Raw genomic sequence first — 18,537 nt, forward strand, 5'->3', positions numbered from 1 at the left:
AATCACGACGGTAATAATCACAATAATGAGCTGGGCAGCTTGGTTAAACATAAATGACTGAATCCTAAAAATGTCTTAAAAAATATTTGTTAATGTTGCTATAAGGTCTCGCACTTTGCCAGACTGTTTATAATTCATCCTTTATAGGAGTACCATAAAGCGATTTATAAACACAACATAAAATTGTGTTGTCAAAAAAAATTCAGCTTCCCTGCCGAGACAATGCAAACAACAACAAAATCTAAAGCTATGATGGTCAACACAAATCCGTGATAACCACCCTAAGCTTTTGATTGATTGTTTCTACTTTATGCAAGTTTTAACTTTACAAAAGTTTGATGCCTGCCCGAAAACGTAGCTGAACAGGTACTTCACAACACAATCAACAAAAATTAGTTAGCTTCAACAATACCTTTCATATCAGTCATGTAACCGCGTAATTCTGCACCGATAAACTCAACATCGGTATGACGAATCGCTTCATTCACTTCAATTAAGCGCTTGTTATCAACGCTATTTGAACCCGCAGCTAAACCAGCACCTAATAACTCTGGTGACATTGCTTTTACGTAGTCACGTAATAGCGGCACTGCTGCATGGTTAAACAAGTAACAACCGTATTCAGCAGTATCTGAAATAACTACGTTCATTTCATATAAACGTTTGCGTGCAATGGTGTTAGCAATCAATGGCGTTTCATGTAGTGATTCGTAATAAGCTGACTCTTCAATAATACCTGCTGCAACCATGGTATCGAACGCTAGCTCTACACCGGCTTTGATCATGGCAACTAAGAAGATACCTTGGTCAAAATACGTTTGCTCATCGATGTGTTCATCGGATACTGGTGAATTTTCGAATGCTGTTTCGTTGGTTTCTGCTCTCCAGCGAAGTAAGTTTGCATCGTCATTGGCCCAATCTGCCATCATAGTGCGAGAGAACTCACCACTAATAATGTCATCCATGTGCTTTTCAAATAATGGTTGAAGAATTTCTTTCAACTCTTCAGCAACTTCAAACGCCTTCACTTTGGCAGGGTTTGATAAACGATCCATCATGTTAGTGATGCCGCCATGCTTAAGTGCTTCAGTGACAGTTTCCCATCCTTGCTGAATTAACTTACTTGCATAACCTGGCTCAACACCATCAGCGACCATTTTTTCATAACCAAGAATGGCGCCGGTTTGCAACATGCCACAAAGGATTGTTTGCTCGCCCATTAAGTCAGACTTAACTTCTGCAATGAATGATGACAATAAAACACCCGCTCGGTCGCCACCAGTTGCACTTGCATAAGCTTTAGCAATGGCAAGGCCATCACCTTTCGGGTCATTTTCAGGGTGAACCGCAATCAGTGTTGGGACACCAAAACCGCGTTTGTATTCTTCACGTACTTCAGTACCTGGACACTTAGGCGCAACCATAACAACAGTGATATCAGAACGAATCTGCATACCTTCTTCAACGATATTAAAACCGTGAGAGTAAGATAATGTGGCACCTTCTTTCATCAATGGCATTACTGCATTAACAACATTTGAATGCTGTTTATCAGGTGTTAGGTTAAGCACTAAATCTGCAGCAGGAACAAGCTCTTCGAAAGTGCCTACTTTAAAACCGTTATCAGTTGCTTGCTTCCATGATGCACGTTTCTCAGCAATCGCTTGCGGACGTAATGCAAAAGAGATATTCAAGCCTGAGTCACGCATATTCAGACCTTGGTTTAGGCCTTGTGCCCCACAACCTAAGATCACGATATTCCAATCTTTAATAAAACTACAACCGTCGCTAAACTCAGTACGATCCATAAAGCGGCATTGTGCTAATTGAGCTAATTGTTGACGTAAATTCAGAGAGTTAAAATAGTTAGCCATCTGAGATACCACCTTTAATTCAGAAATTTGAGACACTCCATTCTGGCAGCCAAACTATCCAGAAGTTGTGATTGAGATCACTATAGCGTAAGCTCATGATTGCTCAAAATGATATATTCGGCACACTACGTTTCACTTTTTGCAACGTTATTGATATATCCCGCATATCTGAACAAATTGATTTCAAGACACTGATTTTATTAAGGCTACAACATGGATATTCGTGCATTAAAACTGTATTTACACTTATGCGACAGCCTGCATTTTGGCAAAACAGCCCAGCAAACCCATGTGAGCCCGTCAACATTAAGCCGCGCATTGCAGCGCCTTGAAGAAGAAGTGGGTTGTAAATTGTTTGAGCGGGACAATCGCAGTGTCAGCATTACCCATGCGGGCAATGAATTTAAGCAATTTGCCGAACACACCTTAGCTGAGTGGTTAAGTTTGAAAAGCCGCATTGACCCCGAGCAGCCCTTACTTCACGGTCGTATCAACTTATATTGCTCAGTCACTGCCGCATACAGTCACCTACCTGCATTGCTTGACCGCTTTAGACGTGAGCACCCTCATGTGGAAATTACCTTGAACACGGGGGATGCGGCCAATGCAGTAGCAGAGATCCAACATAATCGCGCCGATGTTGCCATTATCGCCTTACCAGACTCATTGCCAGCAAGCCTACATTTTGAAGAAATCGGCCAAGTGCCGCTGCATCTATATGCGCCCACCATAAAATGCCAAGCCCAAAGCATGATTAAGCAACAACCCATAGACTGGGCGCAGCTGCCTTTTATTGTCCCCGACCATGGGCCTGGCAGACGCCGCGCTGATAATTGGTTTAAAGCCATGGGCTTCAAGCCCAATATTTATGCGCAAGTCTCGGGGCAAGAGGCAATAACCTCGATGGTGGCCTTGGGCTGTGGCGTCAGTATTAGTCCTGATGTGGTAGTCGAAAATAGCCCAGTGCGAGAACGCTTACAGCGGCTTGAATCACCACAAGATATCGCCCCCTTTCAATTAGGTTGTTGCTGCAAAGAAAAACGCACTCAAGAACCTATTTTAAAAGCCTTTCTTGAAGTTATTTAAGCCTCTCAAATATCAACAGCAGCTAAAATCGCACTGTTGATTTTAGCTGCTACACTTAGAAAGCTTAAAAACTAACTAAATAGTTACTAAATTCCAGCACACAAAACAAAAGGATTTGTTAATGGCTATTGCCTGTGTAAACACCCGCGCTTGTTGCGGCGTAGAAGCGCCTAAAGTCACTGTCGAAGTACATCTTAGTAATGGTTTGCCTGCGTTTAATTTAGTGGGGTTACCTGAAACCTCAGTAAAAGAAGCCAGAGAGCGAGTTCGTAGTGCCTTAATAAACGCTGGTTTTGAATTCCCCATGCAGCGAATAACGGTAAATCTTGCTCCGGCTGATTTACCCAAGCAAGGTGGCCGTTATGATTTGCCTATCGCCATTGGTATTTTGGCCGCCTCGGGGCAAATTCCTAATACCCAGTTAGCCCAATGTGAGTTTATTGGTGAGCTAGCCTTGTCAGGACAAGTAAGGCCCTGCATTGGTATTCTGCCCGCTATTATTGCCGCTAAAAATCAACAGCATGAATTATTCATCCCTTTAGATAACCGCCATGAAGCAGAGTTAGTGGGTTACCCGCAAACCCACTTAGTCGCTCACTTGCAAAACCTCGCAGCCTTTATGCACGGCCAAGCAAAATTACCACTGGTTGATCAGCAATTGGAATGGTTTGAAGAACCTTTAGCAGAAAACGCACTCTGCCTCAGCGAAGTGATTGGTCAATACCAAGCTAAGCAAGGGCTGGAAATCGCAGCGGCAGGTGGTCACAACACCCTATTTATTGGTCCGCCCGGTACAGGTAAAAGTATGCTGGCCAATCGGATAATCCCGCTACTGCCCAAGCTTACCTATGAAGAGGCCATTGATGTTGCTGCGATTCATTCGGTTGCAGGACTTAATATTAAACCCCAAGCCTTTTTAGAGCGGCCTTTTCGAGCGCCACATCATACGTGTTCATCAATATCCTTAGTGGGCGGAGGCAGCGTGCCAAAACCAGGGGAAATATCCTTAGCCCATAGAGGCATTTTATTTCTTGATGAAATTGCGGAATTCCCTCGCAAAGTATTAGATTGCCTGCGTGAGCCAATGGAGTCTGGTGAAGTGGTTATCTCGCGGGCTGCCGCCAAAGTAACCTTTTCTAGTCGCTTTCAACTCATCGCGGCGATGAACCCTAGCCCTTGCGGTGATGTTGAAAACTCTCGCGCAACGCCTGACCAAATTCAACGTTACTTATCCCGTTTATCAGGGCCATTTTTAGATAGATTCGATCTCACGATAGAAGTCCCTAAACTGCCTGCAGGCACCTTAACGCAAACCCAAGAAATAGGCGAAAGTAGCCAATCCATTGCTAAGCGAGTGCAGCTAGCGCGGGAAAAACAACTTAGCCGCGCCGGAGTCATTAATTGTGAATTATCACCAGCACTGCTAAAGCAACATTTAGCCATGAGCCAAAGTGATTTAGAGTTTCTTGAGCAAAGCATTCAAAAATTAGGACTATCAGTGAGAAGTTTCCATCGAATCCAACGGGTCTCTAGAACCATTGCTGATTTACAACAATCCAATACAACAGAAAGAAGACACATTGCTCAGGCTTTGGGTTATAGAGCCATGGATAGGTTAATGAATAGATTAAGCCAGCAATACTAAAATGATTCACTGTTGTCGTTACATATTGAATTAAGTGTAATAAAACAACAAAACATTGGATATTATTGTCCAACAGATTGAGCCCAAGGCTATCACGGAGTAACATAAGCCTCCATTTACAGGAGAGCTAGATGCCGCTGTTAGCAAAAATTAAAGGTTCAATAGCATTTATTTGCTATGTCATAAATACGATCGTTTGGGTTACACCCATTCTAATTTTTAGTATTTTCAAACTATTACCCATTAATGTTATTCGTAAAATATGCAGTTATATTTTAGATAACTGTGCCAGTGCGTGGATCAGTGTTAATGGTGTTATCGAAGCCATTTTTCATCCCGTTACCATAAAACTAAGCGGTGATGATCAGTTTTCTGAAAAAGAATGGTACATGGTTATAGCTAACCACCAGTCATGGGTCGATATTTTAGTACTTCAGCGTGTTTTTAATCGTAAGATCCCATTTTTAAAGTTTTTTTTAAAACAAGAGCTCATATTTGTTCCCATATTAGGGCTTGCTTGGTGGGCGTTAGACTTTCCCTTTATGCGTCGTTATTCGACAGCACAATTGAAAAAGAACCCAAAACTTAAAGGTAAAGACATTGAGATTACCCGTAAGTCGTGCAACAAATTTAAGCATAAGCCTGTCAGCGTGATGAATTTCGTTGAAGGCACCCGTTTTCATCCGCAAAAACACCAAAAGCAAGCTTCGCCTTTTCAGCACTTGCTGAAGCCCAAAGCCGGTGGAATGGCCTTTGCTTTAGATGCTATGGGTGAACACATCAACAAGTTAGTTAATGTCACCATTTACTACCCTAATAAAGTGCCAAGCTACTGGGAGTATATTTGCGGCGAGTTAACTGAGGTTTATGTCGATATTCACATCTCTGATATCCCAGCGACCTTAAAAGGTGACTATAGTAATGATAGGCAGTTTAAAATTGATTTTCAGTCTCAGTTAAATCAACTTTGGCAAGAAAAAGATAAAAAAATCAGCATTATGGCTGAAGAAAACAAATAAGAGGTATTTAGCTACATGCTAGGTTTTTTACCAGGTCCAGTCATCTTTTTTATTAGTAGCAGTTTATTGATCATCAATACCACACTATGGGCAGGCCTCATTAGTATTGGTGGCGTCATTAAGCTGGTCGTTCCTGTAGTTGCAGCAAGAAACGCACTTACTCGCTTAATGAACCGCTTTATGTGGGCATGGGCAAGCTGTAATGGCGGTATTTTATTTCTCATTGCTAAAATAGAGTGGGATATTGAGGGGCTTGAAGGCCTGGATGAACGCGGCTGGTATTTGTTGATCAGTAACCATGTCAGTGGCTTTGATATTGCAGCGCAAACCTATATCTTGCGTAACCATATTCCTATGTTGAAGTTTTTCCTTAAAAAAGAGCTAATCTTTGTGCCCTTTCTGGGTTTAGGCTGCTGGGCATTAGATATGCCGTTCATGAACCGAACTAGCCCTGCTAAGCTCAAGAAGAATCCAAAACTTAAGGGTAAAGATTTACAAACCACCCGCAAGGCATGTGAAAAATTTAAGCATTTCCCAACATCAATTATTAATTATGTGGAAGGCAGCCGTTTTACTGCAGATAAACACAAGCGCCAACAGTCGCCTTATAAACATTTGTTAAGGCCAAAGGCTGGCGGCATTGCCTTTACCCTTTCGGCAATGGGCGAGCAATTTACTGGGTTACTTAACATGACCTTAGCTTATCCTGATGCTGACACAGAGAAAGGCGCTTTGTATGAGGTCATGTCTGGGCGTGTTAAAAAAATTGTGGTCAGAATTGAGCAAATGCCAGTACCTAAAGTGGATGCTGAAGATTATTTCTCTAATCCTGAAACCCGAGTTGAATTTCAGCGCTGGTTAAACCAAGTTTGGTTCGAGAAGGATCAGCAGTTAGATGGTATTTATAAAAAATACCTTAATGACACATCTACGCCCAAATAGTACTGTTTAAAATCAGCCTAAAAACACGCTTAATTGCGTGTTTTTTGTTTTTAAACCAACAAGCTTCATCAAAACAGTTAAGCCAACAACAGTTTCTCAACAAGCATAAAATCAGCAAACTTAAATGTAATTTGAAAAAAACTATATTACTCGCGTAATATGGTTATAATTCAACAATAAAAACTTTAAATCGCTGGCAACATATACAAATAAACTAGCGGTACGCCCTGTTGTAAGCATGTTTATAAATTAGATATTAATTAACAATGTGCAATTTGGCATCATTCTTTACCCATTATAATTATTACAGGTGCAGATTGAATTTACGTTTTTCCTTAGCCTTGAAAACATGCTTATGCATTTTGGTGCTCTTCACCTCAATGTCAGCTTCCGTCTATGCAATTAGCCCACTTAATGACAATCACCTGTTAGCGTTTGAACAATTTGAAGCCTCTAACGACTTAAATCAAAACTCTGTCACTAAACTGTTCAAAGATAGCTCAGGCATGTTATGGGTTGGCACTCAAGATGGCTTACACAGTTATAACGGCATTCAATTTGATGTGTTTGTTAACGACAGTAATAATCCCACCAGTATTGCCGGCAATTACATTACCGATATATTGCAATCATCTGATAGTGACTTATGGGTGGCAACCTTTTCCCAAGGACTCAGCCGTTTAAACCTCAGTAATGGTGAGTTTACTCATTTTGGGAGTGCCCAAGGGTTAACAGACTTAAAGCTAACTAAACTCACGTTAATTGATAATAGTTTGTGGATAGGGACTCAATCAGGTTTATTCACCCTATCACTGCATACCAATAAAATAGCAAAAATAAGCTTAAATAATGCTATCGATCCTCATATCACCAGTATCGCCAATATCGATGACAAATATATTTTTGTTGGCACCCAAGCCAGTGGCACTTACGCCATTGATAGCAAAAACATTATCCGCTTAGATATCCCACCCAACCTGCGGGTCAATAGTATAAAAACCAGTCATGATAAAAGCGCAGTGTGGTTAGCGATTAGCAATCGACTGATCAGCTACGATCTGATTAGCGGCGAACAAACCACAATTTGGATCAATAACCAAACTAAAAAATACAATCAAATAAAAGACTTTGTCATCAATGGTGATAAACAAATATGGGCCATTGGCGCAAACGCTGGGTTAATTCAATTGGATTTAATTGGTGATACATGGCGCAGCCGCATCCATAAATACGATCCCAATAGTCGCCAATCTATTAGCGAAGACAATCTACAAAGCATCATGCTCGCAGAAGACGGTAACCTATGGTTAGGCACTCGCTACTCAGGAATTAATAAGCTTAACCTCAATCAAGTGTATTTTAACCATATTTACGAACTCCATCCTAGCAAGCCTAAAATGGCCAATATGATCCGGGCGATTTTTCGTGATGATCAGCAGCGTTTATGGATTGGCACTGAAAGCGCAGGCTTAAAACTATTTGATGAGCAGCAAGGTAGTTTTTATTACTACAACGACCTATTTGCTCAGGCCCTTAATGTACATGAAGCAGAGTACCCGTTAACTGTACATGCCATCACCCAAACCCAAGACGGTAATCTGTGGTTTGGTACTAATCACGGGCTGGCACAATTAACGCCAGATCAGCAGCTGTCATTTGTGCCTTTAGCTGATAATAGCGCTTCAGACTCGCTGCTGATCCGTAAATTTGCTCAAGATGATAGCGGCCGACTTTGGATTGCTAGTAACTACGGCTTATATTTTGTATTGCCAGGTGAAGAGGTTATTCATCAATACAATTTTGATTTTCAGACTGAATTTGTCCCCAGTAAGCGCCCAATATTGTCCCTTACTTACCATAACAACAGCCTGTGGCTCGGCACAATGGCAGGCTTAGTCAGACTAAAACCTGACACACAAGAACTCATTATCAAAAGTCGCCAAGCAGCCGACACTAGCACACTCAGTGATAATCGTATTCGAGATTTTATTGTCACTGCCGCTGGTGACTTATTAATGGCAACCCATAGCGGCGTCGATAAAGTTATCGAAACCACTAATAACCAACTGCAATTTGAGCCCTTAAGTGAACCGTTAAAGCAGCACACGGTTTATGCCATGTTAGAAGACGATGCTCAAAACCTGTGGCTTAGTACCAATTCTGGTATCGCCAGAGTATCGACTAGTTTAGAGTATATGTTCTTCAACCCATTTGATGGAGTGCAAGCTGCGGAGTTTAACGGCGGGGTTAAATTTAACGATACTGATGGCCAGCTGTGGTTTGGCGGCGTTAATGGCATAAATCAATTTAATCCACTATTGGTTCCAGCTAAAAGACCTAACACTAGAATAGCCCTAACCAGTTATCATTTGGGTGAGCAGCATTTTCCATTATTAAATTTGCAACAGCCACCAGCATTACAAATGCCCTACTCTGATAAAACCATTGGTTTTACTGTCAGTACACTGAATTTTAATTACCCTGGGTTACAGCAACTGAGTTACAAATTAGTCGGTCACAATGATGATTGGGTTGAGTTAAATCAATCAAATGACATCAGTTTTAGCAATTTGCCGCCGAAAAAGTTTGAGCTGTTAGTGCGCTCGACCCTCACTGATAACCCCTACACAGAGCCGCCTTTTAGTATCAAATTTACTGTGGTGCCGCCATTTTACCTAAGTAAAGGCGCGTACGTCATTTATGGTATCGCCCTCATGTTGCTGCTGACATTTTTCATTTATTTAAAGCAATTAAAGCGTGAAAAACAACGTGAGTTTGAAATCAGTATCCGCGCTTCAGAAGAGCGCCTTAAACTGGCGTTATGGGCCTCAGGCGATGGTATGTGGGACTGGAATATCCGCGACAACAAAGTCTACCGTACCAATATTTTAACCTCTCAACCGTTCGCTGAAGACGATCATGCATTGATCACCAATATCCACCCAGAAGATAAAGCGAGGGTAGCCCAACTTCTCAATGACCATTTAGCCGGAAAAGCTGAGTTTTTTGAAGCTGAGTACCGCGTAGAAAAGCAGCCAGGTAAATGGATATGGTTAATGGATCGCGGCAAAGTCGTTGAATGGGACCAGCAAGATAAACCGGTTCGCATGGCCGGTACCCATAAAGATATCACCGTCAGAAAAGCAACTGAAAATGAATTAAAACTCTCAAGCCAAGTACTACACAGTATGAACGAGGCCGTAGTGGTAGGCGAACTGGATTATCGAGTCCGCACGGTAAACCCTGCGTTTAGTCGTATTACCGGTTTTGAATCTGAAGCCATTGCTGGCAAACACTTTCTATATTTAGCTTACGGCAAACAGTCGCGCGCCTTTTATCATAATGTGGAATTACAACTGTTAAGGAAAAAGCATTGGGCTGGCGAAATTAATATTCGTACTAAAGATAAAAAAGGCATTTTGGCGTGGCTGGAGATCAATCAGGTCATCGATACTAAAGGTGAAACGAGCCACTTTGTTGCGGTATTTACTGATATTACCTCCCGTAAAAAAGCCGAAGAAGACTTACGCATATTAGCCAATTTCGATCCGCTCACCAGCTTGCCAAACCGCACCCTATTTCAAGACAGGCTTAATCAGGCGATCACCAAAGCCCATCGCTCTAAAGATATTGTGGCGTTATTCTTTTTGGATTTAGACCGCTTTAAGCACATTAATGACTCCATGGGTCATCATGTGGGGGATTTATTATTAAAAGCGGTGGCGATTCGATTGCAAAACTCGGTGCGCGATGGCGATACTGTTGCTCGTCTCGGTGGCGATGAATTTACCATTATTCTTGAAGGGCTCAGCAAAATAAAATCTGCTGCTGTTGTGGCAGAAAAAGTATTAAACGCCTTTAAGAGTCCGTTCTTATTGGATGATAAAAATATTACCGTATCACCTTCTATCGGCATTAGTTTGTACCCTAATGATGCCAGCGACAGTACCTCATTAATTAAATATGCAGATACTGCCATGTACCATGCTAAATCTTTAGGGCGTAATAACTTCCAGTTTTACACTGAAGATTTAAACCAATATGCCACCCGTCATGTAGAGCTTGAGGCAGGCCTTAAACAGGCGATTCAAAATAATGAAATGTATCTGGTATATCAGCCCAAGTTTGACATTAAAACCAAGCGGATTATTGGCGTTGAAGCCCTACTGCGCTGGGAAAGTAAAACCCTTGGATTTATCTCACCAGTGGAATTTATTCCGTTAGCGGAAGAAACCGGGATGATTAACGGCATTGGCCATTGGGCCATTGATCAGGCCTGCAATCAATTAGCTGAATGGCATCAACAAGGCTTTGAGCATATTTCTGTGGCTGTTAACTTATCAGCAAGACAACTTAAAGCCGATATTATTTCCACTATTGAAGTGGCCCTTGCGGTATCAGGGTTACCCGCCAGCGCTCTGGAGTTAGAGCTGACAGAGTCGATGATCATGGGTAACCCGCAAGACTCAGTCACAGTATTAGCCCAGCTAAAAGCCCTAGGCCTTACCATTGCCATTGATGACTTTGGTACTGGTTACTCAAGTTTAAGTTACTTAAAGCGCTTCCCTATCGATACCTTGAAAGTTGATAGAGAATTTGTCCGCGATATTATTGATGATCCTGATGATGCCGCTATTACCAGCGCCATTATTACTCTGGCCCACAGCCTTGAACTCAATGTCGTGGCAGAAGGCGTTGAAACTGAGGCGCAATTTGACTTCTTAAAGCATGAAGGCTGCGATCAAGTGCAGGGCTTTTTACTCAGTAAACCACTGACTGCTGAGGACTGTTTAGCAAGGCTAAGATTAGATAACCAGCAGGAAAAACTAGCATAGCATTAAAGCGATTCAATAAAAATCGACACAGCTAAACCCTATACTCCAAGCAATAAAAAAGGCTCAAATGAGCCTTTTTTATTGTCTGAATTTATTCAGTTTAGCTATGGCGCGACACGCTCAACACGCTTAACCCAGCCTTCAGGTCCTTCAAGCTCACCTTTTTGCAGTTGGGTAAATATTTGATAAATACGCTTGATGCAAGGGCCAACTTCACCATCACCAACTGTAACAATACGGCCATCTTCAAAGATGTACGAGCCCACTGGCGATACCACGGCTGCAGTACCAAATCCGCCCGCTTCAACAATTTCACCGGCTTCGATATCTGCGATAAATTTGTCCAGCATAATGGTTTCTTGGCGCACTTCACATCCCAATAAATGGCCAATTTCTAGCATAGATTGCGAGGTAATGGACTTTAAGATAGTGTCAGTAAACGTCGGGATAATTACAGTGCCATCTTTGAGGATATGGAAGTGGTTCATTGCGCCCACTTCCTCAATCTGCTTGTTGTTCGCATCAAGATATAACACTTGGGCAGCGCCATATTCAGCAGCGGCTTGCCCCGCTCTTAACGATGCTGCGTAATTACCGGCCGCTTTTGATGCCCCCGTGCCGCCTGATACCGCGCGGTGGAATTTTTTACTGATCAGTAATCGAATCGCTTTATTCACCCCATCAGCGTAATAAGCACCACTTGGGCTTAAGATCACGCAGAAAGTAAAGTTCAAGCTTGGGCTCACTGATAAACGATCTTCGGTAGCAAAAATAAAAGGCCGAATATATAAACATGCGCCATCTTGCATTGGAAACCACAGCCTATCGACATCAATAAGCGCATTAATGGCTTGCAGTTGAATGTCTTCAGCAAGGTTAGGAATACATAAGATATCTGCAGAGGTATTTAAACGTTGGGCATTCTTATCCAGTCTAAAGGTGTAGATTTCACCATCGTCATGCTTAAACGCTTTAGCACCTTCAAAGATGGACTGACCATAATGAAGCGCAATGGCGCCCGGGGCCATTTCAAACGGCGCATAATGCTCAATGCGAGGGTCACACCACTGGCCATCTCGATAATCCATTAAAAACATATGATCGGTTCTGAGATTACCAAAGCCTACATTGCCTTCTGGTTTAAACTGCTCAGTACGACGCGACGATGCCGCTTTTAAATTATATTTGATGTCCATTTGCTACCACCTTAAAAACAATGCTAGCAGACTATGAATCATCAGATGTAATGTCAAGCAAATGGATAAAGTGGAGCACAATTAAGCGTCAATCGAAGTTCACAATAATTAAAACCATAAAATTAGCCGTTAAAGCATGGTAAACCGCAACAAATAAAGTTTTATCATTTCACTGAAAAAGCACAGGATGTGGCGGTTTTTAGCTTAAAACAAGCCACTCACACTGACAGATGGATAAAGCTTACAAAATAGTAGCCAAAGTCGTTCTTTTTTTAACCACTTAACGAATTTGGCTATTCCTTAAACCCCAGTCACTGCTAGAATCAGCATTCCATCCAGAAACTATTAGGACTCCCGATATGAGCCTTGAATTACTGTCCCAACTGGAAGCCAAAATCCAGGCAACTCTTGAAAATGCAGAGCTACTAAAAATGGAGCTTGAAGAAGAGAAGCAAAAGAATGCTCAATTGACTGAGACTAATCAGCAATTGCAACAAGACCTAAACTCTTGGAACGATAAAGTGAATGGCCTTGTCGGCTTACTCAATAGCGAAAGCTAAACTGTGTTAGTTTCAACATGCTGAGCTACTAGCATTTGGTTAAGCTCAGAAACAGCCTGCTTTACTTTTGGCAGGCTTTTTTTCGGCATTAAAAAACGCCCCTTTCTAAACTCTAAACACCCTAAGTCTTTTACCCAAATCACCCCAGTTAAAAAAATTCGCGCATGTTTAACGATGAGTTTAGGTGCATATACCGGAAACCTTCTCATGGAGACTCCTTTGGCTATATTTCATTTTACAACTCAAATTTGGACAAAAAAACCGCAAAAGAGTTTCATTAAAATCGATCTTTTTCCGCTTCAAAATAACTCAATGTAAACAAAACGTAACAAGCCAGTAAGATGACGCTTGCCATTTTTTTGACACCTTGGTAAAGTGACTTCGTTACTCAGGGTAAATAACGAGCTAATTGGCTCAACACCGCACTGTTTTAAAATGCAAATTTTAAAACATGCGGTTTTTTTTTGCTCTTTTTCAGCCACTAATAAATTAAAGATACAAAAAAAGGAGCCATTGGCTCCTTTTGTCACGTGGGAGGTTAAACCCTCATGTTACTTGTCAGCTGTCGCTAAGTAATAAGCGATGTCTAATAGCTCATCGTAAGACTTAATCGCACCTGTCTCAACACGGTATTTACCGTTAACCACTAACGAAGGCACACCAGAAATTTTTGCATTCTGAGTATCACGCTTCATTTTAGACATTTGCGCATTCACCATGAAAGACTTAGCTGCTGCATCAAAATCTTTACCGTCAACACCGTTAGCAATAAACACCATACGGATATCATTTAAGTTGGTGAAGCGTTGCTTTTTGTCATGGATTGCAGCAAAAATAGCTGGTTCAACTTTCTTTTCAACATTGAGCTGATGAGCAATAGCGAAAGCACGTGACATTTCTACGCCCATATCTGCGCCAATAAACTCAACGTGTGCCTGATTAAAAGCCACACCTTCTGGAAGGGTCGCTTCAATTTTTGGTACTACAGTTTTTGAGAAGTTGTAACAATGCCCGCAAAAGAATGAGAAAAACTCAGTAATTTCAGGCTTTGATGTGGCTGGGCCTTCGTTAATCACAGTGTAGTGCACACCTTCTTTATAGTCTGCTGCGGTTGCCGCCATTGGGGCTAATAGTAACGCTGCAGCCATTAATAATGCTTTTTTCATCTTGTTTCCTTTAGTATGCAATCTCAATTATGCCGTAGCATAGTTAACGCTAATTTATCTAAATCTATAATAATGTAGATTATCTCTTATGCTCAAGACCTTATCAGGATCATTTGTAACAATCTACGTTATGGTTTGCCAATTACTCAATTAAAAACTCATCAAGCTTAATGGCTCTTCATCCAGCGCTGAAAGTTGCTCTTTAAACGCTAATGTTTGCTGTTCCCAGTATTTGATATCACCAAACCATGGAAAGTTCCTTGGAAAAGCAGGATCTTGCCAGCGTTTTGTTAGCCAGGCATTGTAATGGATCATTCTCAATGCCCGCAGCGGCTCAATCAGCTTAAGTTGCTTGTGGTCAAAATCACAAAACTCCTCATAGCCTTCAAGTAATACATCTAGCTGTAATAACCGTTGGGCTCTATCACCAGTGAGCATCATCCAAATATCTTGCACCGCAGGGCCTTGGCGAGCATCATCTAAGTCAACAAAACCTGGGCCATCTGGGGTCCATAAAATATTGCCTGGATGCAAATCACCATGAAGCCGTAATGTCGGAAATTGATGCTGCGCCAATACAGACTTGGCCTTGGCCAACACTTGCTGCGTGACAGTGAAAAACTGCTGACTAATGGCCTCAGGCACTTGCCCTGACTGCTGTAAATATTGCAGCGCATCATCCCCTAAAATTTGGCAGCTTAAGGGCTCACGATATTGAAAGCTCTCTTGACTAGCATATTGATGTATCCGGCCAATAAAGCGACCAACTGCTTCAAGTTGATCAAGGTTATCCACCTCAAATGCGCGGCCACCAATAGAGGGAAATAAAGTAAAACGATAACCTTTAAATTCATGCAGGGTTTTACCCTCAACAATCACAGGTACTGCAATGGGGATATCTTCAGCAGCTAACGCGAGTGCGTAATCATGCTCCTCTTGAATTTGATTATCACTCCAGCGATGGGGGCGATAAAACTTCACTACATAACGATTACCGCGATCGCAGCGAAATTGATACACCCGATTTTCGTAACTATTTAACGCCAGCAACCCCGTTTCAGGATAGATGTTAACACTCTCAATGGCATCGAGAATTAAATCAGGCGTTAAGGCTTGATAATGAAAGCAAGCCTCGTCAGCACTAGCCTTTGGCGCGATATCGTTAAGATGTGATTCCGGTTCTATTACATTACCCGACTTTTCCTGACTATCGATATCTTCGTCATTATCTAGATAGTCGTTGTCAGCATTGTCATTATTCATGTGTATCCTTTACCGCATTGGCAGTGATCAGCGGTTGTAGCAAGGTGATTAAATATTCTAGCACTTCAAGATCGGCTTCTACTTCCGTTGATATCCAACAAATATCGCCGTAAAACTCATAGTTAAGCCACAGCTGACTGCCTTCAAAATTAAGCTGCCATTGGTGCCTATCTGCGCCCCATAAGCGATCGCGAATATCACAATCCATTGCCAAGGCTAAGGGCTCAGCAAACGCTTCAAACTGCTCAAAATCTATTTCTGCTGAAATTAAAATGCTCAGCGAGGCTTTATCTAATTGCACCGAACGCAATAACATGATGTTCCTTCAAATAAGTTGCTTAAATACCTTGTTACTATGACTGACTAGCTACTACAAGACATGATTAAGCCTTGTCCCCATTGGGGTGGTCTATTGGCATAATGGTCTAATTCTGGTTGCTCAGCATAGGGCTGAGTTAACAGAGTATGCAGCTCTAACAATTTACTATTGTCGCCTTCTTCCACCGCCACTATGGCTTCTTGGGCTAAGTAGTTGCGTAAAATATACTTGGGATTCACACTATTACGCTGTGCTTGCCATTGGTCAATATCATCAACCTTTCCAACCCGCTGCTGATAACTTTTATACCAGTCGTCAAATTTGGGTCTATCGATTATCTCATCACTAATATTGGCGTGGACACTGGTTATGTCTAACTGACCAAACGCCCTGAAAGTATTGGTATAGTCCAATAAATTATGCTGTAACACATGGCAAAATCGGCCAATGAGATCTAAGTCGGTTTTATCTTGCTCTTGGGCTTGCGCCGTGGTTTGCTCACTGACACTCAAGCCCATTTTAGCGCGCATGAGCAGTAAATATTGCTGCACTAACTCAGCTTGATAAGTATTCAGCACAGCCACTAAATCATCTGACTCAATGACGGGCGTTAATGCTTGGGCTAAACGTTGCAGGTTCCACAGGCCAATGCCAGGTTGCTGACCAAAGGCATAACGGCCCTGGGGATCGGAGTGATTACAAATAAAGTCTTCTTTAAAAGTATCTAAAAAGGCAAATGGGCCAAAATCAAAGCTGTCACCAAGAATCGACATGTTATCAGTATTAAGTACCCCATGAGCAAAGCCTACCGCTTGCCAGTGGCCGATTAAAATAGCAGTATCTTTTACTACTTGGGTAAACCAGGCTTTATAGCCTTGATAATCTTGAGTTAAATGCGGGTAATGCTGTTTAATGGTGAAGTTTAGTAACTGAATTAGTTTATCTTTACCACCTTGGTCGCTATGGCAAAAATACTCAAAGTGACCAAAACGAATATGGCTTTTGGCTAAACGCACTGTAATCGCCGCAGTTTCTTGTGATTCACGCCATACCGGTAAGTCAGAGCCAATCACCGCTAATGCTCGGGTGGTCGGAATCGATAATGCCGCCAAGGCCTCGGATGCTAAAAACTCCCTTACCGCGGAACGCATAACCGCCCGACCATCACCACTGCGAGAATAAGGTGTTGGCCCAGCCCCTTTTAAGGCCACATCCCAAGCTGACGCGTTATTAGCTGTTTTACTTGTAGCATTAGGGTTTGCCTGCGCTTCGCCGAGAATAATTGAGCGCCCGTCCCCTAATCGTGGGCTATAACCACCAAATTGATGGCCACTGTAAACTTGCGCATAGTAACTTGCCCCAGGCATAGCGTGATTACCTGACAGTTGCAGCAGTAATTCATCATCACCTTGGGCGTTAAGTTGGCCTCTTTGCGCGCCAATTAATTTGGCGGCGTCATCACTCCAAGCCAGCCAATGGGGTTGACTGATAGGCAATGGATAGACCTGCGAATAAAAGCCTTCCAGTTGTTCAAAATAATCCTGTTTAAACTGCATTTAACCTGTTCCTTGGGTCTACAATAGCCTGATGGCGAAGGCTAATAACTCACTACTGGCAAGGTTTTATTGACAGATAATGACATTGTCATCATTGACTTGGCATAACTGTTTGCATTGATAGCCTTTATCAATGGCAACCGGTATTGCGGTGGCATTTTCTAGCTGGTTAGCATCCAGTGGATGGCTGTTTTTGCCGCTTAATCTCAGCATGCCCTTGGCTTTAGCTTGGCATTGTTCAAGCGTATCGTAATAACCTGCTATAAATTTGGCGTTGATGGGTTGCTGCGGCGCTTTGGCTTCATCCGCATAATAAAACAGTGTCCATTCTGGGGTACGAATACAGCCGGTTAGCCCCATGATAGCCATGAATAAAAACAGCGTATTACGCATTTTACGATTCATCATTTAAACCTCTTTAAGCATGCTTATTTTCACCCTAAGTTGCACTTTTAATCTCAATATTTAGCTACAGGATTCCAGTAGCTACATTCAGTTTCAACACTTTTAGGGCAATAAAAAAGCGAACCTAAGTCCGCTTTTCCATACGATAGTGCCATTGTACTAGATCATGGTAAAACCTAATAACCTAAATCATGGTTAAAGCCAATTACCTAGTCTTATTCAATTCACTTAATTACTCGCTTTAGATTTTGCTTTCTCGATACGCTTAATTCGACCTTCAAAACCGGTAACAGTTCCATCTGTTAATTGATAATCAATGGCCTGCTGACAGACTTCAATGGCTTTATCAAATTGCTTAGTATCATTGAGCATGGTTGATAATTGCATAAAGCCTATGCCTTTATCATCTGCAGCAGTGGCGTTTTGCTGGCGATACTGTTGATAAGCTAACTGATAACGCTGGGTCAAACCTGCGCCGTATTGGCAGTAATCAGCTTGTTTACGTAACTTGTAACTGTGACTAATAATACTGAGTAAACTCAGATGCTGGGCCTGTAGTTCAGCACTTGCATCATATTGGCAAACTAAAGCCGTAAATGCATCACTTGCCCATGCACCTGTTGCAGGTAAAGCCGCTGTAATAGGTTTATTCTCTGGCTCTGGCTCTGGCT

14 protein-coding genes and 1 pseudogene are annotated in these 18,537 nt (G+C 42.1%); 6 read left to right on the forward strand and 9 right to left on the reverse strand.

Going from position 1 to position 18,537, the window contains the following annotated elements; translation table 11 throughout:
• Positions 1–392: 392 nt before the first annotated feature.
• Positions 393–1,874, reverse strand: coding sequence for a ketol-acid reductoisomerase (ilvC, locus tag AB4160_RS06275; RefSeq protein ID WP_102475781.1), 1,482 nt, complete (start codon positions 1,872–1,874; stop codon positions 393–395).
• A gap of 213 nt (positions 1,875–2,087) precedes the next feature.
• Here ilvC and ilvY point away from each other — a divergent pair, with 213 nt between their 5' ends.
• From ilvY to AB4160_RS06300, 5 genes are all read left to right on the forward strand, one after another.
• Positions 2,088–2,960, forward strand: coding sequence for an HTH-type transcriptional activator IlvY (ilvY, locus tag AB4160_RS06280; protein WP_102440071.1), 873 nt, complete (start codon positions 2,088–2,090; stop codon positions 2,958–2,960).
• Positions 2,961–3,081: 121 nt separating this feature from the next.
• Positions 3,082–4,605 (forward strand): YifB family Mg chelatase-like AAA ATPase, encoded by a 1,524-nt coding sequence (locus tag AB4160_RS06285; protein WP_303503561.1) that lies wholly within the window; start codon positions 3,082–3,084, stop codon positions 4,603–4,605.
• 131 nt (positions 4,606–4,736) lie between these two features.
• Positions 4,737–5,624: an acyltransferase gene (locus tag AB4160_RS06290; RefSeq protein WP_102440073.1), complete on the forward strand. Its 888-nt coding sequence runs from the start codon at positions 4,737–4,739 to the stop codon at positions 5,622–5,624.
• Positions 5,625–5,639: 15 nt separating this feature from the next.
• On the forward strand, positions 5,640–6,566 hold the full coding sequence (locus AB4160_RS06295) for an acyltransferase (RefSeq protein ID WP_102440074.1): 927 nt from the start codon (positions 5,640–5,642) through the stop codon (positions 6,564–6,566).
• A 380-nt stretch (positions 6,567–6,946) separates the two neighbouring features.
• Positions 6,947–11,401, forward strand: a complete 4,455-nt coding sequence (locus AB4160_RS06300) for an EAL domain-containing protein (RefSeq protein WP_372003927.1) — start codon at positions 6,947–6,949, stop codon at positions 11,399–11,401.
• 104 nt (positions 11,402–11,505) lie between these two features.
• Here AB4160_RS06300 and AB4160_RS06305 read toward each other — a convergent pair whose 3' ends face one another.
• Positions 11,506–12,597 carry a branched-chain amino acid aminotransferase gene (locus AB4160_RS06305; RefSeq protein WP_372003929.1) on the reverse strand — a complete coding sequence of 364 codons (1,092 nt, stop codon included), beginning with the start codon at positions 12,595–12,597 and terminating at the stop codon, positions 11,506–11,508.
• Between the two features lie 359 nt (positions 12,598–12,956).
• On the opposite strand from AB4160_RS06305, the gene zapB reads away from it, so the two are divergent.
• Complete coding sequence (zapB, locus tag AB4160_RS06310; RefSeq protein WP_055026159.1) at positions 12,957–13,157, forward strand: cell division protein ZapB; 201 nt, start codon at positions 12,957–12,959, stop codon at positions 13,155–13,157.
• Here zapB and AB4160_RS06315 read toward each other — a convergent pair.
• The 7 genes and pseudogenes from AB4160_RS06315 to AB4160_RS06345 form a co-directional block, all read right to left on the reverse strand.
• Positions 13,154–13,366, reverse strand: a complete 213-nt coding sequence (locus AB4160_RS06315) for a DUF1107 domain-containing protein (RefSeq protein ID WP_102440077.1) — start codon at positions 13,364–13,366, stop codon at positions 13,154–13,156. The genes zapB and AB4160_RS06315 overlap by 4 nt on opposite strands.
• A gap of 342 nt (positions 13,367–13,708) precedes the next feature.
• The gene (locus AB4160_RS06320; protein ID WP_102440079.1) at positions 13,709–14,323 is read right to left on the reverse strand and encodes a thiol:disulfide interchange protein DsbA/DsbL; all 615 of its coding nucleotides are present in this window, start codon (positions 14,321–14,323) and stop codon (positions 13,709–13,711) included.
• 150 nt (positions 14,324–14,473) lie between these two features.
• Positions 14,474–15,586, reverse strand: coding sequence for a serine/threonine protein kinase (locus AB4160_RS06325; RefSeq protein WP_372003931.1), 1,113 nt, complete (start codon positions 15,584–15,586; stop codon positions 14,474–14,476).
• Positions 15,579–15,902 carry a DUF3630 family protein gene (locus tag AB4160_RS06330; RefSeq protein WP_102440081.1) on the reverse strand — a complete coding sequence of 108 codons (324 nt, stop codon included), beginning with the start codon at positions 15,900–15,902 and terminating at the stop codon, positions 15,579–15,581. The genes AB4160_RS06325 and AB4160_RS06330 overlap by 8 nt, the downstream gene beginning before the upstream one ends.
• A gap of 47 nt (positions 15,903–15,949) precedes the next feature.
• The gene (locus tag AB4160_RS06335) at positions 15,950–17,461 is read right to left on the reverse strand and encodes a YdiU family protein (protein WP_102440082.1); all 1,512 of its coding nucleotides are present in this window, start codon (positions 17,459–17,461) and stop codon (positions 15,950–15,952) included.
• Between the two features lie 66 nt (positions 17,462–17,527).
• Positions 17,528–17,869 (reverse strand): hypothetical protein, encoded by a 342-nt coding sequence (locus AB4160_RS06340; protein ID WP_102475785.1) that lies wholly within the window; start codon positions 17,867–17,869, stop codon positions 17,528–17,530.
• Positions 17,870–18,094: 225 nt separating this feature from the next.
• Positions 18,095–18,537 (reverse strand): annotated as a pseudogene (locus AB4160_RS06345) (hypothetical protein); the annotation flags it as partial.

It is taken from the genome of Shewanella sp. 10N.286.51.B8 (assembly GCF_041469325.1).
Classification (GTDB): Bacteria; Pseudomonadota; Gammaproteobacteria; order Enterobacterales; family Shewanellaceae; genus Shewanella.